Raw genomic sequence first — 20,673 nt, 5'->3', positions numbered from 1 at the left:
GAGCGCTTTGCAAACCACAGGAGGCGAAGATGCCGCGAGGAGACAAATCCGACTATACCGACAAGCAGAAACGCAAGGCCGAACACATCGAGGAGAGCTACGAGGAGCGCGGCGTCTCCGAAAAGGAGGCCGAACGGCGCGCCTGGGCGACCGTCAACAAGGAAAGCGGCGGCGGCAACAAATCGGGTTCCGGCCGCGGCAAGAAGGATACGCATGAATCCTCTGAAAAAGGCGGCCGGGCTGGCGGCGCTGCATCCGCGGCACGCTCGAAGGAGGAACGGTCCGCTTCCGCCAAGAAGGCGGCCGCGACACGCAAGCGCAACGAGCACCATAGCCACCACTAAGCATGTGCCGAAGGGTGTGAGCGGTTTCGGGCGCCGTCATGCTCCAACTCTTTAATCGATAAGGGAAACGGCAAGCGTCAGTCTATCGCCAGCCCGTCCGGCAAAGGGGTTTTCGTCATGGCCAAATCGAAGAAGAAATGGTCCCAGAACGTTACCGAGCACAGCAACGCTATGGACCTCAAGGAAGGCGCGTTCAAATCGAACGATCCGAAGAAGATTGCCCGGTCGATCAAGCATTCCGCCGAGGAGAGCGATCGCCGCAAGTCCAGCCCGTTTCGCGCTGCCATGTCGATGCTGACCTTCTACATCAACCGCGCCGGCGAGCAGCTGTCGAAAAAGCGGCGCGACACCCTTGAAAAGGCCAAGGACGAACTGCGAAAAGACTTCGGTCGTCAACCGAGGCATTGAGCATGGCATATGAGCTTTATTATTGGGACGGCATTCAAGGCCGCGGCGAATTCGTGCGGTTGGCACTGGAAGCAGCCGGCGCCGACTATGTCGACGTCACGCGTCAGCCCGGCCGGGGAACAGGCGCCATGCTTGAGATCATGAAGGGCGAAGGCGAGCCGCACATCCCCTTCGCTCCGCCCTTCCTGAAGGACGGCGACCTCCTCATCCCGCATGTCGCCAACATCCTGTTTTACCTCGGGCCGAAGCTCGGCCTTGCGCCGGAGGACGAAAGCCTTCGCTATGTCGCCAACGGCCTGCAGCTCACCATCACCGATTTCGTCGCCGAAGCGCACGATACGCACCACCCGATCGACCTGTCTCTTTATTACGAAGACCAGAAGCAGGAAGCCAAAACCCGTTCGGCCGCCTTCACCCGCGATCGCATTCCAAAATTCCTCGGTTATTTCGAGCGTGTCCTGAAGCGCAATCCAGAAGGCGCCGATCATATGATCGGCAACGCTCTCACCTATGTCGACCTCTCGGTCTTTCAGGTGATCGAGGGTCTCACCTATGCCTTTCCCAAAGCCATGGCGAAGCGCAACGCGGAGTACCCTGCTCTCCTTGCCCTGCACGATGCGGTGGCGAAGCGGCCGAACATCGCCCGTTATCTCGCCTCCCCTCGCCGCCTCGCCTTCAATGAGGATGGAATTTTCAGGCACTATCCCGAGCTAGACGCCGAAAGCTGAAGAGTTCAGTTCAGTCTCGCGTATGAGGAAATCAAGCAGCCTGTTTTCCTCGGCGCGCAAGCCCCGCAGCGGTTCGTTGCCGCCTTCGATCAAAGCATGGCCATTGCCGGCGAGGCCGATGATGGCCGGATGGATGTAGCTCGAGCGTGAGATCGCCGGTGTATTGTGCAACGCCTCGGCCGCAGCCTCCGACATTTCCTTCACCGTCGGCCGCCCGCCGCCGACGATCCTTTCGCGGGCGACCCCGAAGGCCGCCAGCGATCCGGCCCAGGTGCGGAACGTCTTGGCGGAGATCGGAATCCCCGATATTTCGGCCAGGTAGGCATTCAGCCGGCCAGAATCGACCGGTTTCAGCGCGCCGCTTTCATCCTTCCAGACGAAGAGCTGGCGGCCGGGAAGGTCGGAAATTTCTTCCAGGATTTTCTGTAGCCTCGGATGCTTGAGGCTGCGCTGCACGCGCTTGCCGCCCTTGGCCCGGAACTTGAGCTCGATCCGCCCGTCGACGATTTTCAGATGGCGCTTCAATAGGGTCGTCGCGCCATAAGTGCCGTTCTCCCTGACATAGGCCTGGTTGCCGACCCGCAGATGCGCCTCGTCGAGCAGTGTCGTCAGAGCCGCCAGTACGCCGTTGACATCCTCGGCACCGGTGTCGAGATGCCGCAGCACGGTGCGGCGGATCTTCGGCAATGCCTGACCGAATTCAATCAGCTGGTAGAACTTCCCGGCGCTGCGGAACGATTGCCAGTCCTTGTGATAGCGGTATTGTTTGCGCCCGCGCGCATCGATGCCGGTCGCCTGCAGATGACCGTTCTCGTAGAGACAGATCCAGACGTTCTCGTAGGCGGGCGGCAGGCCGAGCGCACCGATGCGCGCCCGCTGCGATTCATCGGAAAGCGTCGTACCGTCAGGCATCACATAGCTGAAGCCCTTGCCTTTCCTTCGCCTGCGGATGCCCGGTTCGGTATCGCTGACATAGATCAGGCCAAGTTCGGTAATGGTTTCGGCATTCATGCTGATGGCGACCCGCTATTTGTCACGGCGGCCGAACTGAAACCACCGGCGGCGCTGGGCCTTGGTCGCCCCTTCCGGCGGTTGCGTCTGGCCTGTCGGCGCAAAGACGGCCAAGCTCTGGGTGTAGACCATGACAGGATTGGCCTCGTCGTGTACCTCGAAGGCGCCGGTCTCCGCCCCGGTGTCGAGAACCCGTGACCACTGCGTCAGTCCGTTCACCTCAGGCAGATGAACTTCGCAATCACCGCCGGCATTGAAGACGAGGAAGAGGTCGTCCATCTTCTCGGTATCGAGTGCATGCGCGCTCTTCGAGAAGTATACGCCGAGTACCTGCAGTCCGTCGTCGTTCCAGGCTCCGTCGTCCATGAAACTGCCGTCGGGTTTGTACCAGGCGATCTCGATACGCCCGTCTTCACTGGTCTCCCCCGTCAGGAACCGCTCCTGGCGCAGGACGGGATGAGCCTTGCGGAAGGCAACGGCCTGCCGACAAAAATCGAGGAAGGGGTCGTCCAGCCCGTCCCAGCTCGTCCAGCCGATCTCGTTGTCCTGGCAATAGGCGTTGTTGTTGCCGCCCTGGCTGTTGCCGAGCTCGTCGCCGGCCAAAATCATCGGCACGCCCTGTGACAGCATCAGCGTCGCCATCATGTTGCGCCGTCGGCGTGCGCGTGCCGCGTTTATCTCGAAATCATCGGTCGCACCCTCGACCCCCATATTGTCGGAATGATTGTCGGAATGCCCGTCGCGGTTATCCTCGCCGTTTGCCTCGTTGTGCTTGCCGTCGAAGGACACCGTATCCATCAGCGTGAAGCCATCATGGGCAGACAAAAGATTGATCGAGGAGGTCGCGCCCCGATCGGAATGATTGAATTGCGGCGCCGAACCGGTGATGCGCGCCGCCAGCTCCGACACCATGCCGCCGTCGCCCTTCCAGAAACGGCGCACGTCATCGCGGAACTTGTCGTTCCACTCGCGGAAGGGATGTGGGAAACCGCCGACCTGATAACCGCCCGCGCCAATATCCCAGGGTTCGGCGATCAGCTTGACGCCGGCAAGGATCGGATCCTGACGGATGGCGCCGAAGAACAGGCCCTGACGGTCGAATTCCAGATCCTGTCGGCCGAGCGTGCTGGCAAGATCGAAACGGAAGCCGTCGATATGCATGACGCCGACCCAATAGCGCAGGCTGTCGAGCACCATGCGCATCACCATCGGATTGGCGACATTCAGCGTGTTGCCGGTCCCCGTCGTATCGAAAGTGTGGCGGGGATCGTCGGGAGAGAGGATGTAATAGCTCGCATTGTCGAGCCCACGGAAGGAGAGCGTCGGCCCTTTCTCGCTGCCTTCGGCCGTATGGTTGTAGACCACGTCCATGATGACCTCGATGCCGGCCGCATGGAACCTCTTCACCATGGTCTTGATTTCGGTGATCTTGTCACTTGAGAGATAGCGCGCCTGCGGCGCGAAGAAGCCGAGCGTCTGATAACCCCAATAATTCCTCAGATTCTTTTCGAGGAGATAGCGGTCGTCGAGGAAATACTGGATCGGCAGCAGCTCGATCGCCGAGACGCCAAGTCCGACGAGATGATCGATGATCGGATCGCTGCACATGCCGAGAAAGGTGCCGCGCAGCCGGTCCGGCACTTTCGGATGCGTCATCATCAGGCCGCGCACATGCGCCTCGTAGATGATCGTATCCGGCCACGGCCGCCGGATCGCCTCTTCGCCTGCCCAGTCGAAGTCGGGATCCTGGACGACGCCCTTGACCATGAAGGGCGCGCTGTCGCGGTCGTCGAAGGAAAGATCGTCCTCGCCGATCCGATAGCCGAAGAGTGCATCGTGCCATTGCAGTTCGCCCGTCACCTGCTTGGCATAGGGGTCGAGCAGCAGCTTGTTCGGATTAAAGCGATGGCCGGCACCCGGATCATAGGGGCCATGGGCGCGATAGCCATAGACGGTGCCCGGTCCGATACCGGCTATATAGCCCGACCAGATGTCGCCCTCGCGTTTGGGCAAGGGCAGCCGGGCGATCTCATCTTTTCCGTCAGGGGAAAACAGGCAGAGCTCGATCTGTTGCGCATGCGCCGAGAAGACGGCGAAATGAGTACCGGAACCCGTATACTCCGCCCCCAGCTCCGGCTTGAGGAAGTCGAGTTCCGAAAAGGAAAAGCTCATGGCGCCCCGCTTGATGAAAAGACCAAGCGGGAAACGTGAAGGTGGTTCGAAAGTTCCGTAGCCCTAGGCAAAAGCGGATGCTGTCGTTTGCCGATCGAAGCGTTTACGGCATCAGTTGGCCGCCGTTGACCTCGATGACCTGGCCGGTGATGTAGCCCGAAAGTGTTGGCGAAGCGAGGAAGAGATAGGCCCCGACGCAATCCTCCGATGTGCCGACGAAGCCCATCGGAATCGATTTGCGTTGCAACTCCATCTGCTCGTCATTGGTATAGCGCTCGTGGAAGGGCGTGGCGATCACGCCCGGCGCCACCGCGTTGACGCGGATCCTGTCGGCGACGAACTCCTTGGCATGGCCGCGGGTGATGGTCGAGACGAAGCCCTTGGAGGCGGCGTAGAGGACCGCGCCATTGCCGCCGCCGTTGCGGGCGGCGATCGAGGTGGTGTTGATGATGAAGCCGCCCTGCTTTTTCAGCCAGGGATGGGCCGCGCGCGTCGCCGCCAGCACCGAGCGGGCGTTGAGGTCCATCACCGCGGCATAATGGGCGTCGGTATATTCGGAGGTTGGCTTGCGCCCCAGCATGCCGCCGGCATTGTTGATCAGCCCGTCGAGATGGCCGAAGGTCTTCGCCGTCTCCTCGACGACACGCTCGGTCTCGCCTTCCCTCGACACGTCGCCCTGGATCAGATGCACCGTACCGCCGGCGGCTCGGATTTCCTCGGCGAGCTTCTCGGCCGGTTCACGGCTGGCGTTGTAATGCACCCCGACCTTGCAGCCTTGAGCCGCAAAGGCGCGGGCGAGCGCCGCGCCGATCCCGGTCGAGGCGCCGGTGATCAGCACGGCCTTGCCGGCGAGATCCGGCAGATTGATGGATGCGAGCAATTGAGCAAGTTCTGTCATGGCCAAGAAGCCTCCCGAAAACCAAGGACATAGGTGATGAAACAGATGGGGGAAGTCTATCAGCCGAAATCGGGGAAGGGCAATGCACGAAAGCCGGAGATTTGCGTCCTGGAAGATGTCATGGCTGGCCGGTTCGGGCCAAAGACCCCTCCCCACAAGGGAAGGGACCAAAGTGCCGCAACTGCGTACCATTTCACCGTTTCATCTGCAGAAAAGTTTCGCTGTTTGGCCCCATACAGCGAGAGCTCAGCCCCTCCCCCTTATCGGGAGGGATTGGGGAGGGTTCTTTCTTGAGACTGGTCTTGCAGACTTCCTTGATTGGAGACTCCTCAAGACGACACACCGAAAACCGCCTCCTGCTCCCGCCGGACAAGCGGCGGAAATGCCAGCGCGATTGCCGCAGCCCCGAGCCCAACCATCGCAGAACCGATGAACAGCCAGGAATAATTAGCGAACGTATCGAAGATCCAGCCGCCGATCAGAGGGCCGAAGGCCATGCCGAGGCTGGAGAGCATCGTCGCCGCGCCCAGCACGGTGCCGATGATGCGCTGGCCGAAATATTCCCGCGCCAGCACCGCATAGAGCGGCATTACGCCGCCATAGGCACTGCCGAAGACGATGGCGAGCGCATAGAACTCCGTCAGCTCGCTGACCAGGAGATAGGTCGCGAGCGCGGCCGCCTGCACGAGGAGGCCGGCGACCAGGACCGGCTTCACGCCGAGCCTGTCGGCGAGGCTGCCATAGAGCAGCCGGCCGCCGAGGCCCGCCAGGCCTTCGACACTGTAGATGCTGACGGCCGCCATCGGCGCGACGCCGCAGATCGTCGCATAGTTGACCATGTGGAAGATCGGCCCGGAATGGGCCGCACAGCAGGCAAAGAAGGTGAGGCCGAGCACGATGAATTGCGGCGACCGGAAGACTTTCGACAGCTGCGGCCGAGCGCCCGCCGCGGCAAACTCCGTGCCGGCATCGACGCTCTCGGCAGGCGGGCGCCTGACCAGCAGCGCGGCCGGCACCAGCAGCACCCAGGTGGCGACGCCGATGATCAACATGGCGGGGCGCCATTCATAGGCCGAGATCAGCCAGCGGGCGAAGGGCGAGATGGTCATCGGCGCCACCCCCATGCCGGCCGATACGAGTGATACGGCAAGACCGCGGTTGACGTCGAACCAGGCGGTGGTCGCGGCGATCATCGGCGCGAAAAAGGCGCTGGCGGCCAGTCCGACCAGGATGCCATAGGTCAGCTGGAATTCGATGAGCGTTGCGGTGCGGCTGGCGAACACCAGCGCCAGGCCGAGCAACACCGAGCCGACCAGCACGACGAGGCGCGGCCCGAAACGGTCGCTTGCCGCCCCCCAGAGGAAACCGCCGAGACCCATGACGAGGAAATTCAGCGTCATGGCGCTGGCAATCCCGACATGCGACCAGCCGGTCGCGGTGGCGATCGGCTCCTGGAAAATCGCCAGCGAGAACATTGCGCCGATGGCGACGCACGACATCAGGGCGCCGACTGCGACGATGACCCAACGATAGGAAACACTCATGGCTTCATACCTCCATGCCGACAGAGTGATCGCGGCGCGTGCAGCCGGTCCGCCGGTTCCGCGCCTTGCGATTAAAGACGTTTGAACCGCTGCGATTTCGACAGCGCGCTTACATCTTTTTTCCACGTGCCGTTTAGAGAGTGCGGAACATCACCAAGGCGTCGACATAGCCCTCGGTCGGATGAAGGAAGACGCCGGGCAGCCGGCCGACGATGTCGAAGCCGAGCGATTGCCACAGCGCGACGGCGCGGCGATTGCTGCTGACGACGAAGTTGAACTGCATGGCCCGAAAACCCCGCAAGCGGGCATGCTGCAGCGAATGTTCATGCATGCGGCGGGCGACGCCGCGGCCTCTTGCGGCGGGATCGGTCATGTAGCCGCAATTGCAGACGTGGCGCCCGCCGCCCGCCTGATTGGCCTTGATGTAATAGGTGCCGAGGATAATGCCATCCTCTTCCGCGACGAAGGTCTCGCGGTCCGCTCCCATCCAGTAGGCGAGCGCATCGACTTCGGAAAGATCGCGATCGAGCGCATAGGTCTCGCCGGCGCGGATCGTCGGGCCGATGATCCGCCAGATCGCGCTTCGGTCGTCGTCGTTTGCGAGTCGGATCAGCATGCCGGGTTTTTATCGAAGGAGATCGCGGCACGCAACGTTCCGCGCGTTTCATAGCGCGGCCGGTTATATCGTGCCGGTTACGATGCGCCCTGCCGGGAGCGAACAGCGCGCTGTCTTCACAAAGCTCCAGGGGCGAATAAGGCGCAAACGTCAGCAACCAGGATCAAGCACCCCTTCAGAGCCCATGGCAGAACAGGCGTACCGGCAGTCCATCCGCAGGAGGTTTATCATGAACGCCAAGGCCCTTTCCGCCCCTTGCGCGGGCAATGATGGCGCGCAGCATTGCAAGCATGAACATTATACAAGGCATTCTGCCTTTAGCGCGCCCGGCCGCCATTCTGCGCTCCTCGACATACTGCCGTCCGATCCGGCCGGCGTTGCCCACACGGCGCAGGCTTTGCTGATCTACGAGCACGCCGCAGAACCATTCTACGGTTACAAGGTTCCCGAAGCGCGCCGCGGCGAAAGCCACGTCCGGCCGTTGGAGAAGATGCTCGATGCGTTGCTGGTGCTCGACGACCGTCCGCTCTCCGTCGCCCGGCCGCCCCAGAAGCGTCTGGTCGGAATCTGCCGCCATTACATGTTGCTGTCCGTCGCAATCCTTCGGCAGCACGGAATTCCCGCCCGTGGCCGCGGAGGCTTCGCCACTTACTTCAATCCGGGCAAGTTCGAGGATCATTGGGTATGTGAGTATTGGAAAGCGGCTGATGGGCGCTGGGCCCTGCTGGACAGCCAGCTCGACGGGGGTTTCATCCGCAATCTCGGAATTCGTTTCGACATCCATGACGTTCCGCGCGCCCAATTCCTGACCGCTTCCGAGGCCTGGCGCAGATGCCGCAGCGGAGAACTCGATCCAAATCTGTTCGGCATCGAGTTTGAGCAGCTTCGTGGTCTGTGGTTCATCGCCGGTAACCTGATCCGAGATCTCGCCACTCTCAACGGTCGCGAAATCCTGCCTTGGGACGTTTGGGGAGCGCAACCCGCGTTAAATGCGACGCTTTCGCATTCCGAACTGGATTTCTTTGACGAGGTCGCTTTGATTACGGCCGATCCAGATGCAGATTTCGATGCGTTGAGCCGGCGTTTTTCCGAGGATCCTAAACTACGGCTCCCGCACACGGTCTTCAACTCATTGCGACGGCGTCAGGAAAGCGTGCTCGAGGGCTGAAGCGCTGCAAGATTGCCCACGCTTTCAGACTGAAAGGACCTGCTTTCCCACTGCCCATGACCCATGCGCGCAACCGGAATCCATCTCCCGTGATAGGATTTCGCGTCTGAAATGATGTGCCGCGGCAACGGAGCACCTTCAGCTGGAGATGCGGCGCCTCTCGATATCAAGCGTCGGTTTTGCGCTCAAACCCTCTCGAGCGCGATCGCAATCCCCTGCCCGACACCGATGCACATGGTCGACAGTGAATACCGTCCGCCGGTTTCGGCAAGCTCCAGCGCCGCCGTGCCGGTGATCCGGGCGCCCGACATGCCGAGCGGATGGCCGAGCGCGATCGCGCCGCCATTGCGGTTCACCCGTTGATCGTCATCGACAATGCCGAGTTCGCGTAGCACCGCCAACCCCTGGCTAGCAAAGGCCTCGTTGAGTTCGATGACGTCGAACTGCTCCTGGATCAGGCCGAGCCGCGCCATCAGCTTGCGCGAGGCCGGGATCGGCCCTACGCCCATCACCCGTGGCGGAACGGCGGCAGATGCGCCGCCGAGGACGCGGGCAATCGGCGTCAGGCCGTATTTTCGCGCCGCCGCTCCCGAGGCGACGATCAGCGCCGCCGCTCCGTCATTGACACCGGAGGCATTGCCCGCCGTCACCGTGCCGCCTTCCTTCTTGAATGGCGTGCCAAGTTTCGCCAGAGCCTCGATCGTCGTCGCGCGCGGATGCTCGTCCTTGTCGACGATGACGGGCTCGCCCTTGCGCTGCGGGATGGTGACCGGGATGATCTCCTTCGCCAGCCGTCCGCTCGCCTGTGCTGCCGCCGCCTTCGTCTGGCTGCGTAGCGCGAAGGCATCCTGGTCCTCACGGCTGACATGGTAGTCCTCGGCGACATTCTCACCGGTCTCTGGCATGGAATCGACGCCGTACTGCTTCTTCATCATCGGGTTGACGAAACGCCAGCCGATCGTCGTGTCGTGGATTTCGGCGGCCCGGGAAAAGGCCGTCTCGGCCTTCGGCATAACGAAGGGCGCGCGCGACATGCTTTCGACGCCGCCCGCGATCATCAGCTCCGCCTCGCCAGCGCGGATGGCGCGCGCCGCAGTGATCACCGCATCCATGCCGGAGCCGCAAAGCCGGTTGATCGTCGTGCCCGGCACCGCGACCGGCAGGCCGGCGAGCAGCGCCGACATGCGCGCGACATTGCGGTTGTCCTCGCCCGCCTGGTTGGCGCAGCCGAAGATCACGTCGTCGACGGCTTCCCAGTCGACGCTGCCGTTGCGCGCCATCAGCGCTTTCAGCGGGATGGCGCCGAGATCGTCGGCCCGCACCCCAGAAAGCGCGCCGGCGAAGCGGCCGATCGGCGTCCTGATATAGTCGCAGATGAAGGCTTCGGTCATGGCGTTTCCTTTAGAGTTTCGGGACGACGAGATCGGCCACCGGCCCCTCGAGATGGAGGGCCGCGCCGGTCATCGCCTGCAATTCCTCTAGCGACATAGCGGCAAGCTTCTCGCGCAGGACGAAACGGCCGTCGACGATGTCGATGACGGCATGGCTGGTATAGACGCGGGTGATGCAGGCCACACCCGTCAGCGGAAAGCTGCATTTCTCCACCAGCTTCGGCTCGCCTGTCTTGGTGACGTGCTCGGTGATGACGCAGACCTGCTTGGCGCCATGCACCAGGTCCATGGCGCCGCCGACCGCCGGCACGCCCTTGCTGCCGACCCGCCAGTTGGCGAGATCGCCGTTCTCCGCCACCTGGTAGGCGCCGAGGATCGCGACATCGAGATGACCGCCGCGCACCATGGCGAAGCTGTCGGCATGGTGGAAGAAGGCGGCTCCCGGCTTCAGCGTCACCGCCTTCTTGCCGGCATTGATCAGATCCCAGTCCTCTTCGCCTTCGGCTGGCGGCTCGCCAAAATTGAGGATGCCGTTTTCGGTGTGGAAGATCGCCTGGCGGCCGGGCGGCTGATAGCGGGCGACCATTTCGGGAAAGCCGATGCCGAGATTGACATAGGCGCCGTCGGCAATGTCCTGGGCGACGCGCCAGGCGATCTGCGCATTGGAAAGTTTGATGTCGTCCCTGATATCGACGGTCATGCGTAGGCCACTCCGGCTCGGATGAGCTCTTCTTCCTGCTGGGGATGGGGGACGGCGACGAGACGGTCGACGAAGATTCCGGGGGTCACCACATGCTCGGGATCGATGCCGCCGGCCGGCACGATCGAGGAGACCTGGGCAATCGTCCTGGCCGCCGCCATGCACATCAGCGGATTAAAATTGCGGCCGGCCTTGTTGTAGGTGAGGTTGCCGTGGACGTCGCCGACCTGAGCCTTGACGATCGCAAAATCGGCCTTCAGCCAGCGCTCCTGCACATAGTGGCGGCCGTCGAATTCGGCGATGACCTTGCCCTCGGCCAGTTCGGTGCCGTAGCCGGTCGGGGTGTAGAAGGCCGGAATGCCGGCGCCGCCGGCGCGGATGCGCTCGGCCAGCGTTCCCTGGGGCACCAGTTCGAGCTCAATCTCGCCGGCCAGATATTTGTCGGTGAAGGCGCGCGGATCCGAGGAGCGCGGGAAGGAGCAGATCATTTTCCGGACCAGGCCGGCATCGATCATTGCGGCGATGCCGATGCGGCCGTTGCCGGCATTGTTGTTGATCACAGTCAAGTTTTTCGGGCCCTTGTCGATCAGGGCATGGATCAGCTCGATCGGTGCGCCGGAGCCGCCGAAACCGCCGATCATGACGGTGGCGCCGTCGCCGATCTCGGAGACGGCCTGCGCCGTGCTCGCGATTGTCTTGTCCATGGGGAACTCTCCTCAGCCCTTCCTTGTCATTAGAATAGAAGGCAGCAGGAGCAGCGGCAAGATCTTTTGTGCGTTATTTGACTTTTGTTCGTATATCGCACACAATAAGAAATTGAATGGAGAAGCGAATTCATGCGCGAAACCGATTTCGTCAGCGGCTTTGCCCGCGGCCTGAAAGTCATCGAAGCCTTCGGCGAGACGCGCCCGCGGCTGTCGATCGCCGAAGCCGCTAAGCTGACCGGGCTCGACCGCGCCACCGTGCGCCGCTCGCTGTTGACGCTCGCCGAGCTCGGTTATGCCGATTACGATGGCAAGTTCTTCACGCTGACGCCGAAGATATTGCGGCTCGGCCATGCCTATCTGGCGGCGACACCGCTGCCGGCGCTGTTGCAGCCGCATCTCGATCATCTCTCGGAACAGGCCGGCCAGAGCGCCTCGGCCTCGGTGCTCGACGGCACCGAGATCGTCTATATCGCCCGGGCCGCGCAGCGCCGGGTCATGTCGATCAATCTCACCCCCGGCAGCCGCCTGCCCGCCTATTGCGCCTCGATGGGCCGGGTGCTGCTGGCAGCCCTTTCCGAAAACGAGGCGCGCGCCATCCTCGCCCGCAGCGAGCTCAAACAAAACACGCCAAAGACCAGGACCGACCCGGAAGAACTGATCGAAGAATTCCGCCGGGTGCGCGCCGAGGGCTACGCCATCATCGACCAGGAGCTGGAAATCGGCCTCTGCTCGATCGCCGTCCCAATCGAAAACGACCGCGGCGAAACGATCGCGGCGATCAATATCGGCGCGCCGGCCGCCCTCGTCCCGGCCGCCGAGATGAAAGCGCGCTATCTCGAACTGCTGAAGGAAACGCAGGCCGCCTTGCGGCCGCTGCTGCGCCGGTGAAGAAGAGCCTGAAGGCGGCGCGGCCCCAGTTAAAACCGGGGCCACGTGCAATCGGTCAATGCGTCAGCTCGAGCGCGGCTGTGAGGTCGCCCAGCGGCGGCTGGCCGTTGGCGCGCAGCGCCGTGTCGCGGGCGGCAGATCGTAGCGCGCGGTGATCAGACGGATGATCGAAGTCGTATCGTGCTGGGTGTGATCGACCGTGCCAGCCCTGGCGAAGGGCGAGATGACGAAGGCCATGCGGTTGCCCGGGCCCCCAGCGGTCGGCTTTCGGCGGCGCGACGTGATCCCAGAAACCGCCATTCTCGTCATAGGTGACGATGACCAGCATATGGCCCCATTGCGGGCTCTTCTCGAGATGCGAGACGATATCGGCAAGATGCTGGTCGCCGCTCGAAACATCGGCATAGCCGCCATGTTCGTTGAGGTTGCCCTGCGGCTTGCAGAAGGAGACGGCCGGCAGCTTGCCGCCGTCGATATCTTTCAGGAAGGCCTCGCCGGCCAGGCCGCCATCCTTCAGATGTTCGGCACGCGCCGGGGTGCCCGGGGGCGAAATTGGCGAAATAGTTGAAGGGCTGGTGGTGGAACTGAAAGTTCGGCACCGGCGTGACGTTCTTGCCGTCAAGGGCCGCCTGCCAGGCGCCGCTTTACCAGGCCCAGCTGACGCCCTTCAGCGACAGGAGATCGCCGATGGTGGTTTCATGTTGCGGCGGCAGGGTCGTTGCCGCATTGGGATCGGCATAGGCTGGATCGCCGTCCTTGGCAGCGCCGAGGCCTTCGCCCGGGCCGAGACGCTGACCGCACTCGGCCGCAAACTTTTCTCGGATCCATCGCTGTCGGCCTCCGGGCTGCAGGCCTGCGCCTCCTGCCATGACCCGGCGCATGCTTTCGGCCCGGCATCGGCCGCGCCGGTCGAATTGGGCGGCGAGCATATGGCCCGGCCGGGCCTGCGCGCCGTTCCGACGCTGCGCTACCTGCAGGCCGTGCCCGCCTTCACCGAGCACTATTACGATTCCGAGGACGAGGGTGACGAAAGCGTCGACAACGGCCCGACCGGCGGCCTGACCTGGGACGGCCGGGTCGATCGCGGCGCCAATCAGGCGAAGATCCCGCTGCCCGCCCTTCGGCCGGAAACCCGGTGATGCGCCCGCGCTGACCGATCCCGAGATCGACGACATCGTCGCCTTCCACGGGACGCTGACGGATGCCGATCTGCAGCCCGAGGCGAACGGGCACTGACGCAATCGCTGAATAGGCTGAAGGTTCTAACAATTTCCGACGTATCGGGGTCGAGCCAAGCATGGATTTCAGCACCAAATGGTGCTATTTAAGCGTCAGAATAGGGAACTGGACGATGCGATCGACTATCAACCTCGACGACGCTCTCATGCAAAAAGCCAAGGCCCTGACCGGCACAAAAGAAACTGCCGCTCTCGTCCGCCAAGCGTTGGAGACACTTGTCCGGGTGGAATCCGGAAAACGCCTCATCGCGCTCGGGGGAACCATGCCGGAGGCAGAGGCAGCCCCACGACGCCGGAGCGCCGTGGCCAAGTGATTCTGGCGGACACTTCGATTTGGATTGATCATTTCCGCCATGCCGATCCAGAGCTGCGCAAGATTATCGAGGATGATCGTCTCCTGTGCCATCCGGCTGTGATTGGCGAGTTGGCTCTTGGCAGCCTTCGCAATCGCGGCAGCGTTATCGCTTTCCTCGCGGCCCAACGCGAAGTCGCCGTCGCCACACACGACGAAGTCATGGTGATGATTGATCGCCACAACATTTTCAGCATGGGCATTGGCTATACGGATGCCCATTTGCTGGCCTCGGTCCTCCTTGATCGGCGAGCAGCCCTCTGGACCAGAGACAAGCGTCTGCAGGGAGCAGCCGGAAAGGCGGGCGTTTCACTATACACCCCGGTCGATAGGCGCAGCTAAATGCCGACACTTAGTTTCGTGCCCGCCTCTGCTTGCGTTTTGATTTTCACCGAGCGCAATCAAGGCAGCCTGCGCCTGCTGGCCAGGGATCGCGCCTAGCGCCCAAATGACTTTGACCGCGAGAGCTCGAGCTTCGTCAAATTCCAGATAAGCTGGAACCCACAAGCAAGCTTGAGACAACGCTTCTATAGCTTCCGGCGCTTTCAATTCAGCCAAAGCGGATACGACATCCTCATGTTTAAAATGAGTATCCTTGCGCAGCAATTGTTTAAGAAGATCCAGACTCTCCTTGGTAAAACCAAATTGAAGCCAACAATCAAAGCGCATTCCGTGTGAAGGATGCCGGACAGGCCCGCATTCTGGCGATTCTCCAGGGCGAGTTTGCTACAGCACAAACCAGACCGCCCTTGGAGCGGCCCTATTGTCTCGAAGACACGATAGCCCAACTGGCTGCGAGTCGTGGACTGATAGACTGAGAATTGAAACGCGTTTCGTGACCGTTGCTTGAGACCATGCAATCAATGATTTATATGCTATCATTGATGAATGGAGGCAAAATGGCCAGCATGACGATCCGCAATCTGGATGAGGGATTGAAGCAGCGGCTGCGCGTTCGCGCCGCGACGCATGGCCGTTCCATGGAAGATGAAGCACGCGATATTCTGCGTACGGCACTTGCGACCCCGAGCCGGCAGCGCGCAACCTGGCCGAGATCATTCGCGCCCGCCTGCAGCCCGGTCGGGGGAGTTGAACTCGAAATTCCACCCCGAGAGCCGATCCGCGACGCGCCGGACTTCGACGCGTGATCATTCTCGATACCAACGTCGTTTCGGAACTGCTCACGCCGGCGCCGACTGCGGCTGTCATCGACTGGCTGGGCGCACAACATCCCTCATCGGTATTTACGACAGCGGTCACCGAAGCGGAAATTCTATATAGCTTGCGCCTCCTCCCTCCCGGTCGGCGCCGGAGTGATCTCGAGGCGGCGGTCCTGCCGATATTCAATGAGGATCTCAGTAGCCGTGTCCTGCCATTCGATCGTGACGCGGCAGATGTCTACGCCATCATTGCCACCGATCGTCGCAAGGCCGGCAGGCCGATCAGCCAGTTTGAGCACAGATCGCGGCGATCACCATCTCGCGCGGCGCTTCACTCGCTACCCGCAATGTGTCCGATTTCGAGGGAAGTGGCTTGCAGATCATCAATCCGTGGAAGTATCGCTGAGCCCGCATCGAATGCAACTCGTATAATCCAGACCTGGTCGGCCGAACTATCCCTTGATGCATCATAATTTCCGATATACATCATTACTTCGGAAATTATGGGGACATGATGGAACGTTCGTTTTTAACGATCGCCGCCGGCGAGAATAGTGAGGCCATTCGAGCGCTTTCGGCGCCGGCGCGGATCGAGATCTTGAAGCTGCTCTGCGCCAAGGGACCGCTCAACATCAACGATATCGCCCAGACGCTTTCCCTGCCGCAATCCACCGTCGCCACCGGCATCCAGATCCTCGAGGATGCCGGGCTGGTCGATTCCAGGCTCGCCAAGGCGCGCAAGGGCAACCAGAAGATCTGCTCGGCGGTCTATAGCGAAATCCTGATCAGCTTCGAGGAAAGTGCGGCGCAGCGGGCCAACAATATCATCGAGGTCGAGATGCCGGTCGGGCTCTATACGAGCTGCGACGTGCATGCGCCCTGCGGCCTCTGCTCGACCGAAAGCGTCATCGGCCCGCTCGATGTGCCCGACTATTTCCTCGATCCGCAGCGCATGCAGGCTGGGCTCGTCTGGTTCGGCCGCGGCTATGTCGAATATAAATTTCCAAACAATGCCAAGGTGTTGAACAAGGAAATCCGGGCGATCGAATTTTCGCTGGAGCTGTCGTCCGAGGTGCCGGGCACCAATCCGGACTGGCCGTCCGACATCACGCTCTGGGTCAACGGCATGGCGATCGGCACCTGGACCTCGCCCGGCGATTACGGCGACAAGCGCGGCGCCTTCACCCCGGCCTGGTGGAAGCTCGAGGGTTCGCAATACGGGACGATGAAAACCTGGCGGATCTCGACGCGCGGCACCTTTATCGACGGTATCGCCGCATCGAATATCACGCTCAGCGATCTGGCGCTTGGCCAGCATTCCTCGATCCGGCTGCGCGTCGGCATCGCCGAGAACGCCGGCCATACCGGCGGCGTCAATATCTTCGGCCGCGGCTTCGGCAATCACGGCCGCGATATCATCATGCGGCTGCATGTGTGAATTTATAATATCGGATATCCTGATTTAAAAATTGCATTTATTTCCTATTTCAGTAGCCGCTAAATTTAGGTAAGTTATTGTAACTTAACATATTTCATCCGGATAGGCATTAGTATGATTAAATCAGCCTCTCGGTTGACATCACCACATTCCTGATATCAAGTTAGAGGCACGAAAACAAAAATCCTGATACATAAACGGGGAGGATCCGTTGAAGACGAATGTCGTTGCCCACCGCGATTTTCGCATCGCGACCATTGACGCCAGGCTCTACAGCTCGTTTCTCGAGCATCTCGGCAGAGCGATCTACGGCGGCATCTACGAGCCCGGACATCCGACGGCCGATGAAGACGGCTTCCGCCGCGACGTGCTCGATCTGGTGCGTGAGCTCGACACGCCCTACTGCCGTTATCCCGGCGGCAATTTCGTCTCGGCCTATAATTGGGAAGACGGCGTCGGCCCGCGTTCGGAGCGCCCGGTGCGCCTCGACCTTGCCTGGCGCACCCGCGAGGCCAACCAGGTCGGCGTCAACGAATTCGTCGACTGGTGCAAGAAGGCCAATACCAAGCCGATGCTCGCCGTCAACCTCGGCTCCCGCGGCCTCGACGCCGCCCGCAATTTCCTCGAATATTGCAATCATCCCGGCGGCACCTACTGGTCGGACCTGCGCCGCAAGCACGGCTGGTCCGATCCGCATGATGTCAAACTCTGGTGCCTCGGCAACGAGATGGACGGCCCCTGGCAGGTCGGCCACAAATCGGCCTATGAATATGGCCGGCTGGCGGACGAGACGGCGAAAGCCATGCGCGGCTTCGACAAGTCGCTCGAGCTCGTCGTCTGCGGCTCGTCGAATTCCGACATGAAGACCTATCCGCAATGGGAGGCCGAGGTTCTCGACCAGTGCTATGACAGCGCCGACTACATCTCGCTGCACATGTATTTCGCCAACCGCGAGAAGAACACGCTGAACTATCTCGCCCGAGCGACCAAGCTCGACCGCTACATCACCACGATCGGCGGCGTCATCGATTACATCAAGGCGAAGAAGCGCTCGAAGAAGACGATCGGCATTTCCTTCGACGAATGGAACGTCTGGTATCATTCCAACCAGCAGGACAAGGAGATCCTGGCGCGCGACGAATGGCCGGATGCGCCGCATCTGCTTGAGGACGTCTATAATTTCGAGGACGTGCTGCAGGTCGGCGGCATCCTCAACACCTTCATCCGCCGCTCCGACCGGGTCCGCATCGCCTGCATCGCCCAGCTCGTCAACGTCATCGCCCCGATCATGACCGAGGATGGTGGTGCGGCCTGGCGCCAGACGATCTATTATCCCTTCTATTACGCCTCGCGATATGGCCGCGGATCGGCGCTGCAGCTCGTCGTCGACGGCCCGACCTATGACAGCGACGAGGAGAACGAGGTTCCCTATCTCGACGTCTCGGCCGTGCATTCCGAGGATGGCCGGTCGCTGACCTTCTTTGCCGTCAACCGCCACCCCGATACGGCGCTCGATCTCGACGTGCGGCTGGAAGGTTTCGGCGGCGCCCGGCTGATCGAGCAGGTGGAAATGACCCATGGCGATCTCGAAGCGGTCAACACCGCGCGGCGGCCGGAGACGGTGGTGCCCGCCAAGGTCGACAGCGCCAAGATCGAAGACGGACGGGTGCGGGCGGCGCTGAAACCGCTGTCCTACAACGTCATCCGGCTGTCGGTGTGACAGCCGCCGCCGGTGCCGATCGGCCCGGCTGAGAAATCGGCCCCCTGCGAGGAGGCAGGCGGCCGGAGGATGGTTCGCCGAAGCGTCAGGCTCACAAGCCCGCTTCTGCGAACCGACAACCGCGACATGCCCCTGCGTGCCTCGAAGGCCGCCGCATCGTCGCTTACAAGGGAGGAGTTCATGCAAAAGTGGAAGAGGTTTGCATTCGGCTTCGTGCTGGCCACGCTCGGCCTGACCGCGGTGGCCGGAGCCCAAGACTATACCTCCTTGCCGCGCAAGGAGACGCTCATCGTTGAAAATCCGGAAGGGACGATCAAGAATCCCGGCTGGTTCAATATCTGGGTCAATGGCGGCGGCGGTGTTTCGACCGGCCTGCAGCAGCTGACCATGGATACGCTCTGGTATATCGACCCCGAACAGGGGCTTGGCGGCGCGGCCTGGGACAATTCGCTCGCCGCCGACAAGCCGCAATATAATGCCGACTTCACCGAAATGACCGTGAAACTGCGCAAGGGGCTCTATTGGAGCGACGGCGTGGAATTCACCGCCGATGACGTCGTCTATACCGTCAAGACCCAGATGGACCATCCCGGCATGGTCTGGAGCGCGGCCTTCTCGGTGCAGGTGGCAAGCGTCGAGGCAACCGATCCCCAGACCGTGGTGTTCAAACTGAAGAAGCCGAATTCGCGCTTTCATGCGATCTTCACCGTGCGCTGGAACGGCGCCTGGATCATGCCGAAACACGTCTTCGAGAAGGTCGAAGATCCGCTGCGCTACGATTTCGCCAATCCCGTCTCGCTCGGCGCCTACAAGCTCAAGGCCTACGACCCGCAGGGCAAATGGTATACCTGGGAAAAGCGCGACGACTGGCAGCGCACCTCGCTTGCCCGTTTCGGCGAGCCGGCCCCGAAATATGTGACCTATACCGATCCCGGCCCGCCGGATAAGCGCACGATCGCCCAGCTCGAGCACAATCTCGATATCATCCACGACAATACGCCGGAGGGCATGTTCACCCTCAAGGAGAAGTCGAAGACTGTCGATACCTGGTTCCCGGGCTTCCCCTTCGCCCATCCGGATCCGACGCTGCCGGCCGTGATCTTCAACACCCAGGAAGCGCCCTTCGACAAAGCCGACGTGCGCTGGGCGCTGGCTCTGCTGATTGACATCAAGGCCGTCGACATGGCGAGCTACCGCGGCGCGGCGACGCTTTCGGCACTCGGCGTGCCGCCGACGGCGGCGACGATGAAAGACTATCAGGCGCCGATGCAGGACTGGCTGAAGGATTTCGAGATCGATACCGGCAAGAGCAAGATCAAGCCTTATGACCCGACAGTCGGGCAACAGATCGCCGATATCCTGCGCAAACAGCCGAAGTTCAAGGACCAGATCCCGACCGATCCGGAAGCGATCAGCGGTGCCTTCGGCTATGGCTGGTGGAAACCGAACCCGAAAGCGGCCGGCGAACTGCTGGAGAAGGCCGGCTTCAAAAAGTCAGGCGGCAAGTGGCTGACCCCTGATGGACAGCCCTTCAAGATCCGGATGACGGTCGAAGGCGACACACGCTCGGTCTTCACCCGCGCCGGCACGCTGATTGCGCAGCAATGGGCGGCCTTCGGCATTGACGCCAAAGCCGTGCCGGCCGCGAAGCTCTGGCAGACGGCGCTGCAGCCCGGCGATTTCCAGGTGGCGATCGCCTGGAGCGTCGAGACCTGGGGCGGCGATCCCGACCTCTCCTTCTTCCTCGACAGCTGGCACTCTCAGTTCGTCGCCAAGAAGGGTGAGGTGCAGCCGCCGCGCAACTGGCAGCGCTGGTCCAATCCGGAGCTCGACAAGATCATCGAGAGCATCCGCGGCATCAGCGCCGACGATCCGAAGGGCATGGAGCTTGGCAAGGACTATCTGAAGCTGGTCGCCCGCGAAATGCCGACGATCCCGCTGATGTCCTATAACGTCTTCACCTCGATGGATACGACCTATTGGACCGGCTATCCCACCATCAAGGACCCCTATACGGATCCGGTGCCGAACTGGGCGAATTCGCGGCTGATGATGGTCAAGCTGAAGCCGGCTCAGCCGAAATAACCCTCCCAACGCCGGCGCGTAAGCCACCGCGCCGGCCCCCTTATCGGCGGGCATGTGCCTCGGTTGCCATGCTCGTCGATCCTTTCAAGAAAGGAACCAGAGAGG

20 protein-coding genes and 3 pseudogenes are annotated in these 20,673 nt (G+C 61.8%); 13 read left to right on the top strand and 10 right to left on the bottom strand.

The window, feature by feature from the left end; translation table 11 throughout:
- Positions 1-29: 29 nt before the first annotated feature.
- The 3 genes from J7U39_RS23655 to J7U39_RS23645 all read left to right on the top strand — a co-directional run bounded on the left by J7U39_RS23655 (position 30) and on the right by J7U39_RS23645 (position 1,480).
- Positions 30-344 (top strand): plasmid stabilization protein, encoded by a 315-nt coding sequence (locus J7U39_RS23655; RefSeq protein ID WP_210632246.1) that lies wholly within the window; start codon positions 30-32, stop codon positions 342-344.
- 117 nt (positions 345-461) lie between these two features.
- On the top strand, positions 462-752 hold the full coding sequence (locus J7U39_RS23650; RefSeq protein ID WP_210632245.1) for a DUF3175 domain-containing protein: 291 nt from the start codon (positions 462-464) through the stop codon (positions 750-752).
- A gap of 2 nt (positions 753-754) precedes the next feature.
- Entirely contained in the window at positions 755-1,480 is a 726-nt protein-coding gene (locus J7U39_RS23645) for a glutathione S-transferase (protein ID WP_210632244.1), read from the top strand.
- Here J7U39_RS23645 and J7U39_RS23640 read toward each other — a convergent pair.
- The 5 genes from J7U39_RS23640 to J7U39_RS23620 form a co-directional block, all read right to left on the bottom strand.
- Positions 1,463-2,491 (bottom strand): DNA topoisomerase IB, encoded by a 1,029-nt coding sequence (locus J7U39_RS23640; protein ID WP_210632243.1) that lies wholly within the window; start codon positions 2,489-2,491, stop codon positions 1,463-1,465. The two genes, J7U39_RS23645 and J7U39_RS23640, sit on opposite strands and share 18 nt — an antisense overlap.
- A gap of 15 nt (positions 2,492-2,506) precedes the next feature.
- Positions 2,507-4,663: a glycogen debranching protein GlgX gene (glgX, locus tag J7U39_RS23635; RefSeq protein ID WP_210632242.1), complete on the bottom strand. Its 2,157-nt coding sequence runs from the start codon at positions 4,661-4,663 to the stop codon at positions 2,507-2,509.
- Between the two features lie 103 nt (positions 4,664-4,766).
- Positions 4,767-5,561 carry an SDR family NAD(P)-dependent oxidoreductase gene (locus J7U39_RS23630; RefSeq protein WP_210632241.1) on the bottom strand — a complete coding sequence of 265 codons (795 nt, stop codon included), beginning with the start codon at positions 5,559-5,561 and terminating at the stop codon, positions 4,767-4,769.
- A 329-nt stretch (positions 5,562-5,890) separates the two neighbouring features.
- Positions 5,891-7,105, bottom strand: a complete 1,215-nt coding sequence (locus J7U39_RS23625) for an MFS transporter (protein ID WP_210632240.1) — start codon at positions 7,103-7,105, stop codon at positions 5,891-5,893.
- A gap of 133 nt (positions 7,106-7,238) precedes the next feature.
- Positions 7,239-7,721: a GNAT family N-acetyltransferase gene (locus J7U39_RS23620; RefSeq protein ID WP_210632239.1), complete on the bottom strand. Its 483-nt coding sequence runs from the start codon at positions 7,719-7,721 to the stop codon at positions 7,239-7,241.
- A 229-nt stretch (positions 7,722-7,950) separates the two neighbouring features.
- On the opposite strand from J7U39_RS23620, the gene J7U39_RS23615 reads away from it, so the two are divergent.
- Positions 7,951-8,889, top strand: a complete 939-nt coding sequence (locus J7U39_RS23615) for a transglutaminase domain-containing protein (protein ID WP_210632238.1) — start codon at positions 7,951-7,953, stop codon at positions 8,887-8,889.
- Positions 8,890-9,074: 185 nt separating this feature from the next.
- Here J7U39_RS23615 and pcaF read toward each other — a convergent pair whose 3' ends face one another.
- Genes pcaF through J7U39_RS23600 form a run of 3 tightly spaced genes read right to left on the bottom strand, consistent with a single transcriptional unit; the run spans position 9,075 to position 11,684 of the window.
- The gene (gene pcaF, locus J7U39_RS23610) at positions 9,075-10,280 is read right to left on the bottom strand and encodes a 3-oxoadipyl-CoA thiolase (protein WP_210632237.1); all 1,206 of its coding nucleotides are present in this window, start codon (positions 10,278-10,280) and stop codon (positions 9,075-9,077) included.
- 10 nt (positions 10,281-10,290) lie between these two features.
- Complete coding sequence (locus J7U39_RS23605) at positions 10,291-10,980, bottom strand: CoA transferase subunit B (RefSeq protein WP_210632236.1); 690 nt, start codon at positions 10,978-10,980, stop codon at positions 10,291-10,293.
- Positions 10,977-11,684 (bottom strand): 3-oxoacid CoA-transferase subunit A, encoded by a 708-nt coding sequence (locus tag J7U39_RS23600; RefSeq protein ID WP_210632235.1) that lies wholly within the window; start codon positions 11,682-11,684, stop codon positions 10,977-10,979. Before J7U39_RS23600 ends, J7U39_RS23605 begins: the two co-directional genes overlap by 4 nt.
- A gap of 132 nt (positions 11,685-11,816) precedes the next feature.
- Between J7U39_RS23600 and J7U39_RS23595 the strand changes: the two genes are divergently transcribed.
- Positions 11,817-12,575: an IclR family transcriptional regulator gene (locus J7U39_RS23595; RefSeq protein ID WP_210632234.1), complete on the top strand. Its 759-nt coding sequence runs from the start codon at positions 11,817-11,819 to the stop codon at positions 12,573-12,575.
- A gap of 55 nt (positions 12,576-12,630) precedes the next feature.
- Here the strand turns inward: J7U39_RS23595 and acpA are convergent.
- Positions 12,631-13,336 (bottom strand): annotated as a pseudogene (acpA, locus tag J7U39_RS23590) (acid phosphatase); the annotation flags it as partial.
- Between the two features lie 6 nt (positions 13,337-13,342).
- Between acpA and J7U39_RS23585 the strand changes: the two are divergent.
- From J7U39_RS23585 to J7U39_RS23575, 3 genes and pseudogenes are all read left to right on the top strand, one after another.
- Positions 13,343-13,687 (top strand): annotated as a pseudogene (locus tag J7U39_RS23585) (cytochrome-c peroxidase); the annotation flags it as partial.
- Between the two features lie 239 nt (positions 13,688-13,926).
- On the top strand, positions 13,927-14,127 hold the full coding sequence (locus tag J7U39_RS23580) for a type II toxin-antitoxin system VapB family antitoxin (protein ID WP_210632655.1): 201 nt from the start codon (positions 13,927-13,929) through the stop codon (positions 14,125-14,127).
- Positions 14,124-14,507, top strand: coding sequence for a type II toxin-antitoxin system VapC family toxin (locus J7U39_RS23575; RefSeq protein WP_210632233.1), 384 nt, complete (start codon positions 14,124-14,126; stop codon positions 14,505-14,507). The genes J7U39_RS23580 and J7U39_RS23575 overlap by 4 nt, the downstream gene beginning before the upstream one ends.
- On the opposite strand, the gene J7U39_RS23570 is transcribed toward J7U39_RS23575, so the two are convergent.
- The gene (locus J7U39_RS23570) at positions 14,478-14,834 is read right to left on the bottom strand and encodes a hypothetical protein (RefSeq protein ID WP_210632232.1); all 357 of its coding nucleotides are present in this window, start codon (positions 14,832-14,834) and stop codon (positions 14,478-14,480) included. The genes J7U39_RS23575 and J7U39_RS23570 overlap by 30 nt on opposite strands.
- A gap of 230 nt (positions 14,835-15,064) precedes the next feature.
- Here J7U39_RS23570 and J7U39_RS23565 point away from each other — a divergent pair, with 230 nt between their 5' ends.
- The 5 genes and pseudogenes from J7U39_RS23565 (at position 15,065) to J7U39_RS23545 (ending at position 20,568) form a co-directional block, all read left to right on the top strand.
- A complete protein-coding gene (locus tag J7U39_RS23565) occupies positions 15,065-15,313 on the top strand; it encodes a plasmid stabilization protein (RefSeq protein ID WP_210632231.1) in 249 nt (82 codons plus the stop codon).
- Positions 15,310-15,731 (top strand): annotated as a pseudogene (locus tag J7U39_RS23560) (type II toxin-antitoxin system VapC family toxin). The gene J7U39_RS23565 and the pseudogene J7U39_RS23560 overlap by 4 nt, the downstream one beginning before the upstream one ends.
- Positions 15,732-15,836: 105 nt before the next feature.
- Positions 15,837-16,763, top strand: a complete 927-nt coding sequence (locus J7U39_RS23555) for an ArsR family transcriptional regulator (RefSeq protein WP_210632230.1) — start codon at positions 15,837-15,839, stop codon at positions 16,761-16,763.
- A gap of 211 nt (positions 16,764-16,974) precedes the next feature.
- Positions 16,975-18,483, top strand: coding sequence for an alpha-N-arabinofuranosidase (locus J7U39_RS23550; protein WP_210632229.1), 1,509 nt, complete (start codon positions 16,975-16,977; stop codon positions 18,481-18,483).
- A gap of 180 nt (positions 18,484-18,663) precedes the next feature.
- Positions 18,664-20,568 (top strand): ABC transporter substrate-binding protein, encoded by a 1,905-nt coding sequence (locus J7U39_RS23545; RefSeq protein ID WP_210632228.1) that lies wholly within the window; start codon positions 18,664-18,666, stop codon positions 20,566-20,568.
- The last annotated feature ends 105 nt before the right edge of the window (positions 20,569-20,673 follow it).

Source organism: Rhizobium sp. NLR16a, assembly GCF_017948245.1.
GTDB lineage: Bacteria > Pseudomonadota > Alphaproteobacteria > Rhizobiales > Rhizobiaceae > Rhizobium.
Note: the sequence above shows the minus strand (reverse complement) of the source record. Positions and strands in the feature narration are given on the sequence as shown.